This window comes from Kitasatospora sp. NPDC001664, from assembly GCF_053596675.1.
Genome location: NZ_JBSFGS010000006.1, coordinates 1 through 14782 on the forward strand (window position 1 = coordinate 1; position 14782 = coordinate 14782).

Below are 14782 nucleotides of genomic sequence, written 5' to 3' on the forward strand. Positions count from 1 at the left end.
GTCCGGCAGCAACGGCTCGATCCGCGCCCACTGGGCATCAGTCAACGACACATCAGATCCAACGATCCGATGATCCGAAAGAAACGGCCTAGGCCGGACGGCAGGATCTTCCTCAGCGGCGGAGAGCGCGACGGGAGACCGGGGCGAGGTCCGCAGGACATCCACCGGCACAGCAGTCGGTCACCGAACGGGAGAGAACAGTCATGGGGAACTCGATACGAATCGCCTGCACCGCCGTGGTCGTGGCGTTCACCGTCGGCCTGGGTGCCGCCGCCGCGAGCACGGTCGTCGCGGACCACTCGGACGTCCAGCGCATCGCGTCCCCCACGGGCTTCGACTGGGACGCCCCGCGCCCCGCACCGCCCGCACAGAGTTGACCGGTGCACCTGGTCGCGGTGACCCTGATCGGCCCTGATCCACCGTCACCGCAGCTGACGGCAGCGGCCGTCACCGATCTGATCTGGGTCCACAGCCGACGCGAGGACCGCGTGGAGCACATCCGCGCCCGCGTCGACCTCAATCTCTACCGCGTCGCCGCCGCGATCATCGCGGCCACTCCGGACGCGGCGACCGCCAGCCTGCGCCGCGTCTGCGAACGCGCCGTCCGGGACGCGCCGGCCCTGCGCGGCTGGTGCCTCGTCCCCGGGTAGCACCTCCGCGCACCAAGTCCACGGCCCTGCCGGCCGCTCGGGTGCGCCCACGCCGCGGCGCCGCGGCCGTCGTCACACACTCTTCCGCCCTGTCCCAGGGGTGAGTCCCGTCCGCGAGGCGGGCTGCCCGGACGCGCTCGGCGGCATCTGACATTTCCTCAACTCCCTTCTTCTGAAAGCAGGTTGCTTCGCCATGCGCATTCTGGCCAAGATCGCCGCCGTTGCCACCCTCGCCGTCCCGGCGCTCATCGCGGTGCCCGGGACCGCCCAGGCCTCCACCCCGTCCGGCTGCTCCAGCGTCACGCAGATCGGCAGCACCGCCTACCTCAACGTCGGCGGCGAGACCTTCGCCTCGGTCAAGCAGTACAAGGGCTGCGGCAAGAACTACTCCTACCTGTACGTGTGGCAGGGCTACCGCAACTCCCACAGCAGCTGGGACGCCTGTGCGGCCATCGTCACCGGCGGCTCGCACGTCCAGGACCCGCGCTGCGGCCACAACGACGTGGAGATCTGGTCCTTCGGCGCCAACACCCTCTCCGAGTGCACCCAGGCCCTGGGCTGGAACGGCACCGGCCCGATCCCGTACCCGGGTGAGGTCGCGGTCAAGACCGACACCCGCTGCTGATCCCCGAACCGGCCCCCCACAAGCGTCGTTGCCGACACCGAACCAGAAGGAACCACCCCATGGCGTCCGCCAGCAAGACCCGCAAGACCGCCACCCGACTTCTCACGGCCGTCGCCGTCCTCAGCGGCCTGGTGCTGAGTGCCGCCCAGGCCAACGCCGCGACCGCGTCGCTCCCCGGCGAGGTGCCGGCCGCCGCCGCCACCGCGCTGCCCGTGGTGAACATGGAGGCCACCGTCCTGGCCGCCCAGATCGACCCCCGCCGCGCCGACAGCACCCAGACCCCGGGTGCCCACGACTCGGTCCTGGCGGTCGAGCAGGCCCTGCAGGCCCGCGGCCTCCTCGACGCCCGTTGGGTGGACGGGTACTTCGGCACCACCACCGTCTCGGCCTACGCCGCGTACCAGCGCTCGCTCGGCTTCACCGGCCTGGACGCCAACGGGCTGCCCGGCACCACCTCGCTCACCTCGCTCGGGCAGGGCCGCTTCACCCTCACCCGCCAGATCGGGGTCGGGGCGAAGCTGAAGCGCGACGGATACACCGTCAACACCCGCACCCAGAACATGCTCCTCGAGGCCGAGCGCCTGTCGGGCGTCCACATCAAGCTCGACCAGGGCTCCTACAACCCCGGCGGCGACCCCACCTCGGCGGGCACCCACGACGGCGGTGGCGTCGTGGACATCAACGTCGACGGCATGACCAGTGCCACCCGCACCGCCGTCGCCAAGACACTGCGCCAGGTCGGCTTCGCCGCCTGGGTCCGCAGCCCCAGCCAGGGCAACTGGCCGTGGCACATCCACGCCGCCGCGATCAACGACACCGACCTGGCCACCCAGGCCCAGAACCAGACCGGTGACTACTACCTCGGCCTCAACGGCCTGGCCAACCACGGCGCCGACGACGGCCCGCGGGTCGCCATCCAGACCTGGGAGGAGTACCAGCGCACCCACTGACGGCGCGCTGCTCCACCCCGCTTCATCTGAGCACCAGCTGACGACACATCACGGAGAGAGAAGAACCTTGAAGAACATACGCACCACGCTCGCCATCGCCGGCACCGCGCTCGCCATGGCCGTCCCGCTCGTCGCCAGCACCCCCGCCTCCGCCGCGGGCCGCGACGGGGTCTGCGACTCCGGCGAGTTCTGCCTCTACTACAACAGCGACCAGGGCGGTTCGGTCTCCGACTTCGCGGGCTCCATCAGCGACTACGGCGCCACCCAGCCGTCCTGCTACGAGTTCAAGGGCGCCGGCAACGGCCAGGGCGTCTGCGTCAAGAACAACGCCGCCTCGGTGTGGAACCGCACCGGCAAGACCGTCCGCGTCTACTTCAACAGCGGCTACGCCGGCGCCAGCCAGGACTTCGCCTCCGGCGCCAAGGGCAACCTCAACGCCACGCTGAAGAACAACGAGGCCTCCCACCAGCTCCTCGGCGCCAACGGCGGCGGCAACGAGAGCCCGACGAACGACTTCGACCACGGCACCCGCGGCTTCGCGGCCAACAACTGCACCGCCTTCGCGGCGTTCCGCATCGCCGACCGCCTCGGCGTCCCGAACTTCACCAACTCCTACGGCGGCACCATCTGGGGCAACGCCGAGAACTGGGACGACGCCGCCCGCAGCAAGGGCATCACGGTCAACTCCACCCCGACCGTCGGCGCCATCGCCGTCAACGACACCCACGGGAAGTACGGTCACGTCGCCTACGTCAACGCGGTCTACTCCGACGGTTCGTTCGACGTCGAGGAGTACAACTGGAACGTCTCCCTCGGCTACGGCACCCGCAAGGGCCTCCGGGTCAGCAGCGCGGAGAACTCCTTCCAGCACATGATCCACTTCTGACAGGTCCTCAGGACCCCGGCAGGCCCTGATCGAGGGCGGTTCCACGGCCGGGACGATCCTGGGAAGGTGCGGGACGCGGGGGTGTGACGAGCCCTCCCGCGGCAGGACACGTCGAAGCCCCGTCGGACGGGGGCGGCCCGCAAGGGCGGCCTCCCCGGCGGGGCTTCGACGTGCCGCCGCGAGGGTGAGAGTGGGGAGAGAGAGTTCCCTTTCCCGAAGAATTCCGCGAGGTCATGATGCTTTCAGGCCTTTCGTCGGGCGGGGCCGGCCGGGCCCGCTGGGCTCAGGGGCGGGTGCCGGCTCCGAAGCCGTCCAGCGCAGCTCGGCCGGGAGGTGGCCCATGTCGTTGTAGAGCACGACCGTCGGTGCGTCGCCGTCGCGGTACTCGATCACGGTGAGCGCCGCGTTACCGCAGTTCAGCCCGAGCCACCGCACCGGCGGCGCGCCCAGAGCGTCCCGGACCAGCCAGGCCACCTGGTAGGCGTGGGTGACCAGGACCTCGTGCGTCTCGGTCTCGGCGGGGCGCGCGAACCTGGCGGTCAGGGCGTCGGCGGCGCGGCTCGCCTCCTCGGCCTCCTCGGCGCCGTAGCCGTCGAAGAACGCCGCCCACAGCGGCGGTACGTCGACGGGGACGTGCGGGACGTGGTCGACCAGCTCCGGTGCCTCGCGCACGACGGCGTCCGGCAGGCAGCTGCCCACGATCCGCGCGCAGTGCACCGCCCGGGGCAGCGGCGAGTGCCGGACCGCGTCGATCGGCAGGCCGGCCAGCCGCTTCCCGACCAGCTCCGACTGCCGCTCCCCGACGTCGGTCAGGGTGCCGAAGGGGTCGGCGGCCCCGTGCCGGACGAGGTAGACGTGCCGAGTGGCCATGGTGGTCCTCCTGTCGGTTCGGTGAGGGGGTGTCAGCGCCCGCGCAGGGCGGTGTGGGCCGCGGCGAGGCGCTGCGCCTCGTCGCGGGCGGAGTGGTCGCCGGAGGCCTCGTCGGCCCAGGCGAGCAGGCGGTGGAGGTGTCCGTCGGCGGCGTCGGTGACGGTGCGGGGGCTGCCGAGCACCACCTCGCCGCCGGTGCCGTCGATGGTGACCGGCGTGCCCTCGGGGAGGGTGCGGCCGCCGGCCGTCACGGACCCGCCGTCGAGGGTGAGGCCGGCCACGCCCACCACGGCGGGCTTGCCCATCGCGCGGGCGACGACCGCGGCGTGGCTGGCGGGACCGCCGCGCGCGGTGACGATCCCGGTGGCGGCGGCCAGGCCGTGCATGTCGCTCGGAGAGGTCTCCGGGCGCACCAGGACGACCGGGCCGGTCCGGGCCATCCGGACCGCGCCGTCCGCCGTGGTCGCGATCCGGCCGGTGGCGACACCGGGGCAGGCACCGATCCCCCGGGCGAGGACCTCGGCCTCCCCGGCGGCGATGCGCGGCGTGCGGACGTGGCGGAGGTGGACCGGCGAGACCCGGAGCAGCGCCTCGTCCCGTCCGATCAGCCGCTGGTCGACGAGCTCGGTGGCGACCCGGACCGCGGCGGCCCCCGCGAACCGGCCGGGCCGGACCTGGAGGAGCCACAACTGGCCCGACTGGAAGGTGAATTCGACGTAGCAGGCGTCGCGGTAGTGCCCCTCGATCCGTTGCAGGGCGTCGAGCAGCCCGCTCCACACCTGCGGCTCCCGCTCGGCGAGTTCGCGCAGCGGCCGGGTCAGTGCCGTCCCCGAGACGACCTCCTCCCCCTGGCGTCCGAACAGGACCTCGCCGTAGGGGACGTCCTCGCCGGTGTTGGGGTCGCGGCTGAACGCGACCCCGCTGCCGCTGGCGGCGTCGCGGTTGCCGAAGACCATCCGCTGGACCACCACGGCCGTGCCCAGGTCGTCCGCGATGCCGTTCAACTCGCGGTAGGTGCGGGCGCGTTGGGAGTCCCAGGAGGAGAAGACGGCCTCGACCGCCCGGGTCAGCTGCCGGGCGGCGTCGTCCGGCCCGGGCCGGCCCGGGCCGGCTGCTGCCGCGCCCGCCGTCGCGGCGGCGAAGCTGCGCAGGAAGCCCTGCCGGGCGTCCTGCGCGAACGGCCGGTCGCCGGTCTCGGCGGCCAGGCCCTCGGTGGCTTCGGTGGTGAGGCCGAGGTTGAGGACGGTGTCCATCATGCCGGGCATGGAGACGCCGGCCCCGGAGCGGACGGAGACCGCCAGCGGCTTCCGCGGCCCCCCGAAGGCCCGCCCGGTGGCGCGCTCCAGGTCGGCCACGGCCGCCGCGAGCTCCGCGTCGAGCCCGTCGGGAAGGCGGCCGTCCCGCAGGAAGGCGCGGCAGGCCTCCGTGGTGATGACGAACCCCTCCGGCACCGGCAGGCCGAGGCGGTGCAGCTGGACGAGGCCGGAGGCCTTGCCGCCCAGGGTCTCGGCCGTGCCCTCCGTCCGGGCGGAGAGCGTGCGGATCCACCTCGTCACCATCGCTCCAATCCGAGCGTAGCCAGCAGGTCCTCGTGCAGCTCCGCCCAGATGACGTGGTACGAGCCGGTGTTGTCGGCCACGTACGCCAACTCCCCGGCGGCGGCGCGGCCGAGGGCGTCGGCGAGGCGCACCGGGTAGCGGCCGAACCGGGGCAGGGCGGCGGACAGCTCGGCGCAGACCGCCGCGGCGCGGCGGTCCAGGTCGGCGAACCGGGCGAGCGCCCGGGAGTCGTAGCCGGGATCGTCGTGCTCGTTGACGCTCATGACGCCGTCGACAGACCGGAGTTGCCAGGCCGTGCAGAGGTCGAGCAGCTCGGGGTTGAGCACCATGAACCGCTCGTACGCGGCCGCCACGCGCTCCCGGGCCCCGGCCGACTCCAGCTCGCCGGCGATCCGCTCGGTGTCCGCCGCGCGCCCGGCCTCGGTGAGGCTCCACACCGGCAGGTCGCCGGACAGCCGGGTGACCAGGCCGCCGACCCCGAGGTCGATGAGCTCGGACTCGGCGTCGGACTCGTCCAGCCCCGTGATCGCGCCGAGCCGCGCGACGCTGACGGATCCGGCGCAGCGCAGGGCGTGCAGGACCAGCAGGGCGGCGTCCGGAGCGCGGGCTGTGGACCGGGTCATCGTGGGCGCTCCTTCGGGGGAGTTCGGCGGTGTGTCGCGGGCGGTGGGCATCGTCATTCCCCACTCTCATGTTCACGGCATCCAGATGTCTTCGTCATCTGAATGCCGGTTGTATCATGACATGCCAGGAGCCGGAAGGGGACACGATGGCGAGACTGACCCGCGCGCAGCAGCAGGAGCGGACCAGGGCGGCGGTGCTGGTCGCGGCCCGGCGGGAGTTCGCCGAGCACGGCTACGTCGAGGCCAAGATCGACCGGATCGCCGAGCGGGCCGAGCTGACCAGGGGAGCGGTCTACTCCAACTTCACCGGCAAGCGCGCGCTCTACCTCGCGGTGCTGGTCGACGACGTCGAACGGGCCCGGGCCGCCGCCGCACCCCCGGCGGAGGCGCTCGCCTCCGCCGGGCAGGCGCTCGGCTCCTTCGCCCGGGTCTGGCTCGAACGGCTGCCCTTCCTCGGCGACATCCCCGGCAGCGGCCACCTGCAGCTGCGCTCGCTCTCCGGAGTGCTGAGCACCGAGCCGGCGCGGGCCGCGCTCGCGGAGCTCGTGCGCTTCGAGGCGCTGCTGCTCGCGCTGGCGCTGGAGCCGCGCCCCGGGGTGCCCGCCGGGACCGTGCGGCGCGCCGGGCTGGCCCTGACCCTGCTGCACGGTGCGGCCGCCGTCGCGGAGAACGCCCCCGGCGTCGGCGACCCCTTCGACCTGGCGCGCGCCGCCGAGCACCTCGCCTCCATCGCCCTCGGCGACGATCCGGAGCCGGCGCACCTGCCCTACGTCACCCCGGCGCGCCCGGCCGAGGCCCCGTGGGCGCCGCCGGCCGGCCTGCGGGACGAGATCACCGGCCGTCAGGTCGACCTCGGTGAGGACGGGGTGGTCGTCGTGCTGGGCGCGGGGCGCCTGTCGGCGGCCGAGGACGCGCTGCGCTCGGCCGGGCCGGAGGACGAGGTGACCGTGGTCGTCGTCACCGGCGATCCCGCCGAGACCGGTCGGCTGGCCCGGCTCCGGATCGTGGACCTCGTCGGCTGTCTGCGCCGGGTGTTCCCGGCCGACCGGCTGCCGCGGGCCCGCGTCGTGTTCGACGACGCCGGCGCCGTCCCGGCTGCCCTCGACCACCTCCCGGCCGGCGGCGCCGACCCCGACGCCGACCTCGACCTCACCGAGATCGCGATCCGGGTCCGCGGCGGACTGGTCACCGCCCACGCGACCGGCCGCGGCGCGGGCTACGCCGCGGCCCGCCACCCTTCTCTCGACCCCGGCCGGAGCGGCGCGCTCTGACGACGGGTGACACCGCAGGGCTCCCGCTGTCCGCACTGGTGGGGACGGCGGGAGCCCTGCGGCGCGACGGTCGGGGCCTCAGACCGTGGTGCGCTTCCAGTGCTGGTTGGTGCCGGTGCCGCAGGTCCACTGCTCCAGCGGGGCGCCGTCGGTGGTCGCCTGGTTGGTGACGTCCAGGCACTTGCCGCTGTGCCGGGCCATGACCTGGACATTGCCCGTGCCGGTCTTCTTGAACCAGAACTGCTCGTTGATCTCCGGGCTGCAGCCCCACTGCACCAGCCGGGCCGCGTCGCGGGTGTCGAAGTCGGCGACGTTGGCGCACCGGCCGCTGTGACGGGCCGTCAGGGTCTCCCAGATCACGTTCATGCCGCGCACGGTGCCGGTGGCGGTGTCGACGGTGAGCTGGGGCGAGTAGTCCATGGTCATGGTGGTCCTGGTGGGGAACTTCAGTGGCAGCCAGACGTACTGGGAGTCGTTGACCGTGGCGCCCATGGAGTTGCCCCAGCGGTCGCCCAGGTAGAGGTAGCCGGTGCCGTTGGTGCCCTGGACGGGGAGGACGTAGGCGGTCTGGGTGCGGTAGGTGGTGGAGTCGCCGATGTCCTTCAGGCCGCTCCAGGCACCGGTGATGCTGGTGGCGGTGGCGTACTTCTGCTGGTTGGGGGCCCAGCCGGTGGCGCCGGAGGTGAGCAGGAAGTACACGCCGTTGCGCTTGAACATCGCGGGGGCCTCGCGCCAGTTGCCCGGCCAGAGTTTCTGGACCTGGGCGTCGACGGCGGTGTAGTCGGGGGTGAGGCGGTAGACGTGGAGGTCGGCGTTCTCGTTGGCGGCGGAGATCATGTAGCCGGTGCCGTCGTCGTCGACGAAGGTGGTGATGTCGCGGGACATCTCGCCGAGCCCGCGGTCGCCACTGGCGCTGCTGGAGGAGACGCTGACCGCGGTGCGCGGCCTGCTGCGCGGCGAACGCGTCACCGTGGAGGGCCGTGAACTCCGGCTCGACGGTCTGGAGTTGGTCCACCCCCCCCGGCCGCCGACGCGGTCCCACCGGTGATCGCGGGCGTGGTCTCGCCCAAGTCGCTGGAACTGGCGGGCCGGGCCGCCCAGGGAACCCTGGTGGCCGAGGGCCACGGCCCGGACGACCTGCGAGCGGTCCGGGCCGCCGCCGAGCGCGGCGGGGCCGCCGCCGACCACACGGTCACCGTGTTCACCTTCGTCGGTGTGGGAGAGGCGGCGGCACCCGCCCTGCGCGAGGCCGTCGCCGGCCATGCGCAGTGGCTGGGGCGCGAGGAGTCGGTGACCTTCGCGGCCGGCGGCACGGCGACGGAGGCGGCCACGGCCCTGCGCGCCCTCGGCGACGCGGGCGCCGGGACGGTGGTGCTGCGCTTCTGCGGCTCCGAACCACTCGGACAGCTCCGCGCGGTCCTGACGGCCCTCGGGACCTGAGGGCTCCGTCGGCCGCCCCGGTACGGCCCTCGCGCCGCCTCCGCCCCGGCCCCCGCCGCATGCCCTGCCGGGAGCCGAGGTGCCGGGCGTCCCTGACGACCCGGGAGATCTCCGCGCGCGACGGCACGACGTGGGACCGGCGGCCGTCGTAGGGGGCACCGCCGTACTCCGTGCACTGTCGTGCAAGGTCCTGGGCGTGAACGGAGAAACCGGGTGGCAGGACCGGTCGTAGCTTCGGGACCTGCCCGGCCGCGGAGACGGCCGGGCGCCACCCCGACCGTTCCGAGAGGACACCCATGTTCGACCCTGCCCAGGTGACGGCCGCCCCGAGCGCGGACCTGCTGACCCCCGACAACGCCGTCATGCTCTTCGTCGACCACCAGCCGCAGATGTTCTTCGGCACCGGCAGCGGCGACCGCGCCGCGATCGTCAACGCCACGACGGGCCTCGCCAAGGCGGCCCGGGCCTTCGGCGTGCCGGCCGTGCTCACCACCGTCGCCGCCGAGTCCTTCTCCGGCCCGCTGCTGCCGCAGCTCGCCGAGGTCTTCCCGGACCAGCAGCCCATCGACCGGACGACCATGAACGCCTGGGAGGACGAGGCGCTCGTCGCGGCGGTCAAGGCCACCGGCCGGCGGAAGATCGTCCTGTCGGGCCTGTGGACCGAGGTCTGCCTGGTGCTGCCCGCCCTCTCCGCACTCGGCCAGGGCTACGAGGTGTACGTCGTCTCCGATGCCTCCGGCGGCGTCAGCCCCGCCGCCCACGAGCACGCGATCCAGCGGATGGTGGCCGCCGGCGCGGTGCCGGTGACCTGGGTCCAGGTGCTGCTGGAGCTCCAGCGCGACTGGGCCCGTCAGGAGACCTACGGCGCGGTCATGGAGATCGTCAAGGCCCACGCCGGCGCCTACGGCCTCGGCGTCGTGTACGCGCAGAGCCTGCTCGGCGCGCACGCCGCGGGCTGACGCCCGTGGACACCGGCATTCTGATCCTCCGTCTGCTGACGGGGCTGCTGATCGCCGGCCACGGCGTGCAGAAGGTCAGCGCGCACCTCGGGGGCAAGGGGCTGGACGGCGGCGCGGCGGAGTTCCGTGCCGACGGCTTCCGCGGCGGCGTCCTCACCGCCCTGGCGGCCGGCGGTGGGCAGATCGGCTCCGGTCTGCTGCTCGCCGCCGGTCTGCTCACGCCGCTCGCCGCGACCGGGGCCGTCGGGGTCATGACCGTCGCCCTGACCGTGAAGTGGCCCAACGGCCTCTGGGTGCAGAACGACGGGTACGAGTACCCGCTCGTCCTGATCGGGACCGCCGCCGCCCTCGCGGCCACCGGCCCCGGCGCCTGGTCCCTCGACGCGGCCCTCGGCCTCGCGCCCTACCCGGCCTGGTGGGCCGCCGTCGCCCTCGCGGCCGGGCTCGGCAGCGGCCTGCTCACCCGCCTCGTCCTGCACGCCCGGCCCGCCCCGGCGGTGCCGCCCGGCGCAGCCCCCGGCGGCCGCTGAGCGGGAGCCGCTCGCCCGGCCCCCGTCCGGGGCCGCCGCGGACAGGACCCCGCGGCGGCTCCGGCCCCTCACCCTCCCCTCCCACCAGCCCCTACCGCTCCACCAGCCCCCTACCGCCCTCACCGACGGGAACACTCGCTTGGACACCACGCCCACCACCCCGCCCGCGCCCGGCGGCGGCCAGCCGCTGCTCCGTCAGAAGGGCGCCGAGACCCAGGCGTTCGGCACGCTGAAGCAGCTGCCGATCGGCCTCGGGCACGACACCCGCGCGTACTCCTGCCAGCGGTTGAACCGCGTGCTCGCCGACACGCAGGTGCTCCACTCCCTCTACAAGAAGCACCACTGGCTCATGCGCGGAGCGACCTTCTACGCGCTCCACCTGATGCTCGACCGGCACGCCGAGGCGCAGCTGGCCGTCGTCGACTCGCTGGCCGAACGCGTCCAGAGCCTCGGGGGCGTCGCGGTCGGAGACCCGCGCCACGTGGCGGAACTGACGGCCGTTCCGCGACCGCCGAACGGTGTGGAGCCCGTCCCCGCCATGCTGTCGCGGCTGCTCGACGCGCACGAGCGGATCCTGGTCGACGCCCGGGACGCCGCCACCCGGACCGCTGCGGAGGGCGACGAGGGCACCGCCGACCTGCTGGTCTCGGAGGTCATCCGCACCGGTGAGGCACAGGTCTGGTTCCTGGCCGAGCACCTGGTGGACACCCCGTTGGTGCGGGTCTGATGGCCGCCGAGGCTGCCGGATCCGCCGGGGCCGCTGCTCTGCGGCGCCACGAACCGGACCTCCGCGCGATGACCCGGATCACCCTGCGCCCGATGGCCTCGCCCATGCCGCTGGGCTTCTTCACCGTCGCCATCGCCTCGGCGATGACGGCCTGCCTCCAGCTCGGGATCTTCGAGAGCGAGGCCCGCCGGGCGGTCGCCCTCTGCGTGCTGCCGGCCTTCGCGCTGCAACTCCTGGTCAGCATCCTGGCGTTCAGCGCCCGGGACGTGATCGCGGCGACCCTGATGGGGGTCTTCGCGGGCAGCTGGCTGGCGTACGCGCTGGTCCTGTTCAGCGGTGCGGCCGACGGTCCGCGCGTGCTCGGCGTCTTCAACCTGGCGTTCCTGTGCTTCGGGGCGCTGATGGTCGCGGTGACGGGACCCAAGCTCGCGCTCCGGCTGGTGCTGGTGGCCTCCCTGCCGCGTTGGGCCGCCACCGGCGTGGCGGGTCTCACCGATGTGGAGTGGCTGACCCGGGTGTCCGGGGTCCTCGGCCTGGTGGTGGCGCTGGTGTCGACCTACGCGGCCTTCGCCCTGATGCTGGAGGACATGCGCGGCGAGGAGGTCCTGCCCCTGGGCCGCAGCGGTCCCGCCCGCACGGCGGTCGAGGGCGACCTCGCGGTGCAGCTGCGCAACCTGGAGCGCCAGGCGGGTGTGCGCCGGACGCTCTGAGGACCGAGGATCGCAGGCCCTACGGGCGGCGGAAGGTGACGGACGGTCAGTCCGGGACCGCCGCCGCCTTGGCGCGCAGGTCGGCGGCGTCCGCGTGCCCGAGCGCGGTGAGCAGATCGGCCGCGCGGTGCCAGTCGGCGCGCGCCCGGTCGCGGTCGCCGAGCGCCAGCCAGGTGCCGGCCAGGTGGTCGAGGACCTCCGCCTGGTTGTACTCGTCCGCCGCGTCGACGTAGCCGTCGAGGGCCCGCCGGTAGCACTCCACGGCCTGCCGGTGGCGGCCCAGGTGGTGGTGGGCGTAGCCGATGCTGTCCCAAGTGGCCGCCTCGCTGCGGCGGTTGCCGTTGGCCCGGAAGACCGGCAGGGCCTGCTCGCAGTGGCGGATCGCCTCCTCGTGCTCGCCCAGCAGCGTGTGGTACCAGCCGACGGCGTTGAGCTCCCTGGCGATCTGGTTGCGGGTCGTCCCGTCGTCGCCGAGGGCCCGGAACAGGGCCAGCGCCCGCCGGGAGTGGTGCAGCGCCTCGCGGTGCCGCCCCTGGCGCCCGCGTACCCAGCCGGTGCTGCGCTCGACGGCCGCCTGCATGGTGACCGGAAGGGTCGCCAACCGGTCGGTCAGCAGCTGTAGTTGGGCGTCGGCCTCGGCGTGGTGGCCGCTCAGCGCGTAGGAGCGGGCCAGCGAGAGCCGGGCCCGGACCACCTCATGGGGCGGGCCGGCCGCGGCCGGTGCGCCGAGGGCGGTGTGGAGGATCTCGATCTCGTCCTGCACCCAGCTCTGCTGGGAGGTGTGGAGCTGGCTGGTGAAGGCGAGGCTCCAGATCCGGCGCGGATGCTCCTCGCCGGGTACGGAGCGGAGCAGGGCCAGGATGCTGCGGAACTCGGCCCCGTACCAGGCGGTGCCGGCCGCCCGGTCGTCGAAGGCGAGCACCACGGTGCCCGGCGCGGCCGGCTCCAGGTCGACCTCCTCCCGGCGGGTGGAGACCGCGTCGTTCGCGGCGGCGGCGGAGTGCGCGTAGTGGTCGAGCAGCCGCCCGAGGGCGGCCGTCCGGTCGTCCCCGGTCTCGGCCACCAGGCCGGCGGCGTAGGCGCGCAGCAGGTCGTGGAGTGCGTAGCGGTCGCGGGAGTGCTCGGTGAGCATGTTCGCCTCGCACAGCTCCCTGGCCAGCGCGCGGGTGCGGTCGGGCGGCAGGGCCGCGGCGCTGGCCGCCGAGGCGAGCGAGGCCTCGGCGCCGGGGTGCAGGGAGAGCAGGCGGAAGAGCCGGGCGGCGTCCGGGGTCAGCGCCCGGTACGACCAGGCGAACACGGCCCGCAGGTCGGTGTCGGGGTCGTCGAGGCCGAGTGCGGTCAACCGGTCTGCGCCCGGGGCGAGTTCGGCCGCTACCCCGGCCAGCGTCAGGCCGGGGCTGAGCACCACCCGGGCCGCGGCTATGGAGACCGCCAGCGGCAGTCCGCCGCAGGCCGCCAGGACGGCCTCGACCGCGGCGGGCTCGGCCGCGAGCCGCTCCGGGCCGAGCCGGGCGGCCAGCAGTGCACGGGCCTGCGCCGTGGTGAGCCGGTCCACCGGTACGGCCAGGGCGCCGTCGTGGACGACGAGCGAGCTCATCCGGTTGCGGCTGGTCACCAGCACCAGGCAGCCCGGGGAGCCGGGGAGCAGCCACCGCACCTGCTCGGCGTCGCGGGCGTTGTCGAGGAGCAGCAGCAGGCGCCGTCCGGTGACCACGGCGCGGAAGCGCGCGGCCCGCATCGTGAGGTCCTCGTTCCTGCCCTCCACGGCGGTCTCGCCGAGCGCGACCAGCAGTACGGACAGCGCCTCGGCCGGGTCCAGCGGAGGGCTGCCCGGGTCGAAGCCGCGCAGGTTGAGGTAGAGGCGCCCGTCGGGGAACCGGTCGGCGACCTGGCGGGCCCAGTGCACGGCCAGCGCGGTCTTGCCGACGCCTCCCATGCCGGCCACCGCGGTGATCACCACGGCGGCGGACGGTCCGGCCGCCCGGGCCAGCGTCCGGGTCAACGCGTCGGCGAGCTCCGGGCGTTCGGTGAAACCCGGCACGGGCAGCGGGAGGGTGTCCGGCCCGACGGTGACCGTCGGCGCGGTGGGCTCGACGCGGGCAGGGGCCTCCTGCTCGCGCAGCGCCTCCTGGTGGGCGGCTCCCAGGACGGCGGACGGACCGACGCCCAGCTCCTCGGCCAGCCGTCGGCGTACCTCCTCGAACAGGGCCAGCGCCTCGGCCCGGCGGCCGACGGACGTCAGCCCGTGGATCACCGCGGCGTGCAGGGGTTCGTCGAACGGCGCGCTCCGCGCGACGTCGATCACCGCGGCCAGCACGGTGGCGGCGTCCCCGGCGTCGGTGGCGGCCGTCATCACCTCGGTGGCGGCGGCGATCCGGGCCCGCTCGACCGCCGCGAAGTGCGGCCGGGCCAGGGCGTTCCGGTCCAGGCCGGCCAGCAGCGGCCGCCGCACCAGCTCCGCCAGCTCACGCCGGCCCTCGCTCGCCTCGGGGCCCTCGCCCCGTGCCCGGGCCGGCAGTTCGTCGAGGAGCGTGAGGTCGTCCTCGGTGCCCGAGGTGTCGAGCCGGTACCCGGACGGGGCGGGGAGCAGCCACGACCCGGCCGCGCGGGCCGGCAGCCCGGGCTCCAGCAGGCGGCGCAACTGGCCGACGTGGCGGTGCAGTTGGTTCACCGCCGTGGACGGCGGGTGCTCGCCCCAGACGAGATCGACCAGCTCGGAGGTGCCGAGCCCGCAGGTGCGGGCCACCAGCAGGGCCGCGAGCACGGTGTGACGGTGCGGCGGACCGATCTCCAGGGGAGTGCCGTCGCGCTGGACCTGCAGACCCCCGAAGACCCGGAACCGCACTGCCGTCCGCCCCTGCCCGTTCATGGCATCAAACTAACCCGCGGGTAGGGCCGGGACCAAAGTCACCCAAAAGGTGACGACGGACACGCCTCCGCCCGGGTCTGACGCACCCTCATGAACGCGGGCGACAGGTTCGG

At 74.2% G+C, this 14782-nt stretch carries 17 protein-coding genes; 12 read left to right on the plus strand and 5 right to left on the minus strand.

What is annotated here, in order from left to right; all coding sequences use genetic code 11:
* The first annotated feature begins 203 nt into the window (after nucleotides 1–203).
* From ACWCYY_RS10345 to ACWCYY_RS10365, 5 genes are all read left to right on the plus strand, one after another.
* Entirely contained in the window at nucleotides 204–377 is a 174-nt protein-coding gene (locus tag ACWCYY_RS10345) for a hypothetical protein (protein ID WP_449795653.1), read from the plus strand.
* Nucleotides 378–380: 3 nt separating this feature from the next.
* A complete protein-coding gene (locus tag ACWCYY_RS10350) occupies nucleotides 381–650 on the plus strand; it encodes a hypothetical protein (RefSeq protein ID WP_345288403.1) in 270 nt (89 codons plus the stop codon).
* A gap of 193 nt (nucleotides 651–843) precedes the next feature.
* The gene (locus ACWCYY_RS10355) at nucleotides 844–1275 is read left to right on the plus strand and encodes a hypothetical protein (protein ID WP_345288401.1); all 432 of its coding nucleotides are present in this window, start codon (nucleotides 844–846) and stop codon (nucleotides 1273–1275) included.
* A gap of 59 nt (nucleotides 1276–1334) precedes the next feature.
* Nucleotides 1335–2225 carry a peptidoglycan-binding domain-containing protein gene (locus ACWCYY_RS10360; protein WP_449795654.1) on the plus strand — a complete coding sequence of 297 codons (891 nt, stop codon included), beginning with the start codon at nucleotides 1335–1337 and terminating at the stop codon, nucleotides 2223–2225.
* A 67-nt stretch (nucleotides 2226–2292) separates the two neighbouring features.
* Nucleotides 2293–3111: a CHAP domain-containing protein gene (locus ACWCYY_RS10365; protein WP_345288397.1), complete on the plus strand. Its 819-nt coding sequence runs from the start codon at nucleotides 2293–2295 to the stop codon at nucleotides 3109–3111.
* A gap of 231 nt (nucleotides 3112–3342) precedes the next feature.
* On the opposite strand, the gene ACWCYY_RS10370 is transcribed toward ACWCYY_RS10365, so the two are convergent.
* Genes ACWCYY_RS10370 through ACWCYY_RS10380 form a run of 3 tightly spaced genes read right to left on the minus strand, consistent with a single transcriptional unit; the run spans nucleotide 3343 to nucleotide 6163 of the window.
* Nucleotides 3343–3981: a histidine phosphatase family protein gene (locus ACWCYY_RS10370; protein WP_449795655.1), complete on the minus strand. Its 639-nt coding sequence runs from the start codon at nucleotides 3979–3981 to the stop codon at nucleotides 3343–3345.
* 32 nt (nucleotides 3982–4013) lie between these two features.
* On the minus strand, nucleotides 4014–5540 hold the full coding sequence (locus ACWCYY_RS10375) for a pyruvate, phosphate dikinase (RefSeq protein ID WP_449795656.1): 1527 nt from the start codon (nucleotides 5538–5540) through the stop codon (nucleotides 4014–4016).
* Nucleotides 5534–6163, minus strand: coding sequence for a transcriptional regulator (locus ACWCYY_RS10380; protein WP_449795657.1), 630 nt, complete (start codon nucleotides 6161–6163; stop codon nucleotides 5534–5536). The genes ACWCYY_RS10375 and ACWCYY_RS10380 overlap by 7 nt, the downstream gene beginning before the upstream one ends.
* Before the next feature lie 146 nt (nucleotides 6164–6309).
* Between ACWCYY_RS10380 and ACWCYY_RS10385 the strand changes: the two genes are divergently transcribed.
* Complete coding sequence (locus ACWCYY_RS10385) at nucleotides 6310–7434, plus strand: TetR family transcriptional regulator (protein WP_449795658.1); 1125 nt, start codon at nucleotides 6310–6312, stop codon at nucleotides 7432–7434.
* Between the two features lie 78 nt (nucleotides 7435–7512).
* On the opposite strand, the gene ACWCYY_RS10390 is transcribed toward ACWCYY_RS10385, so the two are convergent.
* A complete protein-coding gene (locus ACWCYY_RS10390) occupies nucleotides 7513–8319 on the minus strand; it encodes an RICIN domain-containing protein (protein ID WP_449795659.1) in 807 nt (268 codons plus the stop codon).
* On the opposite strand from ACWCYY_RS10390, the gene ACWCYY_RS10395 reads away from it, so the two are divergent.
* The 6 genes from ACWCYY_RS10395 (at nucleotide 8306) to ACWCYY_RS10420 (ending at nucleotide 11800) form a co-directional block, all read left to right on the plus strand.
* Nucleotides 8306–8482: a hypothetical protein gene (locus ACWCYY_RS10395; protein ID WP_449795660.1), complete on the plus strand. Its 177-nt coding sequence runs from the start codon at nucleotides 8306–8308 to the stop codon at nucleotides 8480–8482. The two genes, ACWCYY_RS10390 and ACWCYY_RS10395, sit on opposite strands and share 14 nt — an antisense overlap.
* Entirely contained in the window at nucleotides 8479–8874 is a 396-nt protein-coding gene (locus ACWCYY_RS10400) for a hypothetical protein (RefSeq protein ID WP_449795661.1), read from the plus strand. The genes ACWCYY_RS10395 and ACWCYY_RS10400 overlap by 4 nt, the downstream gene beginning before the upstream one ends.
* 296 nt (nucleotides 8875–9170) lie before the next feature.
* Entirely contained in the window at nucleotides 9171–9833 is a 663-nt protein-coding gene (locus ACWCYY_RS10405; protein WP_449795662.1) for a hydrolase, read from the plus strand.
* A 5-nt stretch (nucleotides 9834–9838) separates the two neighbouring features.
* Nucleotides 9839–10363, plus strand: coding sequence for a DoxX family membrane protein (locus tag ACWCYY_RS10410; protein WP_345288384.1), 525 nt, complete (start codon nucleotides 9839–9841; stop codon nucleotides 10361–10363).
* 139 nt (nucleotides 10364–10502) lie between these two features.
* Nucleotides 10503–11090: a Dps family protein gene (locus ACWCYY_RS10415; RefSeq protein ID WP_345288382.1), complete on the plus strand. Its 588-nt coding sequence runs from the start codon at nucleotides 10503–10505 to the stop codon at nucleotides 11088–11090.
* On the plus strand, nucleotides 11090–11800 hold the full coding sequence (locus ACWCYY_RS10420; RefSeq protein WP_449795663.1) for a GPR1/FUN34/YaaH family transporter: 711 nt from the start codon (nucleotides 11090–11092) through the stop codon (nucleotides 11798–11800). Before ACWCYY_RS10415 ends, ACWCYY_RS10420 begins: the two co-directional genes overlap by 1 nt.
* Before the next feature lie 46 nt (nucleotides 11801–11846).
* Here the strand turns inward: ACWCYY_RS10420 and ACWCYY_RS10425 are convergent, their stop codons facing one another.
* Nucleotides 11847–14669 carry a BTAD domain-containing putative transcriptional regulator gene (locus ACWCYY_RS10425; RefSeq protein WP_449795664.1) on the minus strand — a complete coding sequence of 941 codons (2823 nt, stop codon included), beginning with the start codon at nucleotides 14667–14669 and terminating at the stop codon, nucleotides 11847–11849.
* Nucleotides 14670–14782: the final 113 nt, after the last annotated feature.

Bases quoted from the DNA above. Each gene is read 5' to 3' on its own strand.
- ACWCYY_RS10345 (WP_449795653.1), top strand. From the start codon at position 204: ATGGGGAACTCGATACGAATCGCCTGCACCGCCGTGGTCGTGGCGTTC.
- ACWCYY_RS10370 (WP_449795655.1), bottom strand. From the start codon at position 3,981: ATGGCCACTCGGCACGTCTACCTCGTCCGGCACGGGGCCGCCGACCCC.
- ACWCYY_RS10425 (WP_449795664.1), bottom strand. From the start codon at position 14,669: ATGAACGGGCAGGGGCGGACGGCAGTGCGGTTCCGGGTCTTCGGGGGT.
- ACWCYY_RS10385 (WP_449795658.1), top strand. From the start codon at position 6,310: ATGGCGAGACTGACCCGCGCGCAGCAGCAGGAGCGGACCAGGGCGGCG.
- ACWCYY_RS10405 (WP_449795662.1), top strand. From the start codon at position 9,171: ATGTTCGACCCTGCCCAGGTGACGGCCGCCCCGAGCGCGGACCTGCTG.
- ACWCYY_RS10360 (WP_449795654.1), top strand. From the start codon at position 1,335: ATGGCGTCCGCCAGCAAGACCCGCAAGACCGCCACCCGACTTCTCACG.
- ACWCYY_RS10395 (WP_449795660.1), top strand. From the start codon at position 8,306: ATGTCGCGGGACATCTCGCCGAGCCCGCGGTCGCCACTGGCGCTGCTG.
- ACWCYY_RS10375 (WP_449795656.1), bottom strand. From the start codon at position 5,540: ATGGTGACGAGGTGGATCCGCACGCTCTCCGCCCGGACGGAGGGCACG.
- ACWCYY_RS10420 (WP_449795663.1), top strand. From the start codon at position 11,090: ATGGCCGCCGAGGCTGCCGGATCCGCCGGGGCCGCTGCTCTGCGGCGC.
- ACWCYY_RS10355 (WP_345288401.1), top strand. From the start codon at position 844: ATGCGCATTCTGGCCAAGATCGCCGCCGTTGCCACCCTCGCCGTCCCG.
- ACWCYY_RS10380 (WP_449795657.1), bottom strand. From the start codon at position 6,163: ATGACCCGGTCCACAGCCCGCGCTCCGGACGCCGCCCTGCTGGTCCTG.
- ACWCYY_RS10390 (WP_449795659.1), bottom strand. From the start codon at position 8,319: ATGTCCCGCGACATCACCACCTTCGTCGACGACGACGGCACCGGCTAC.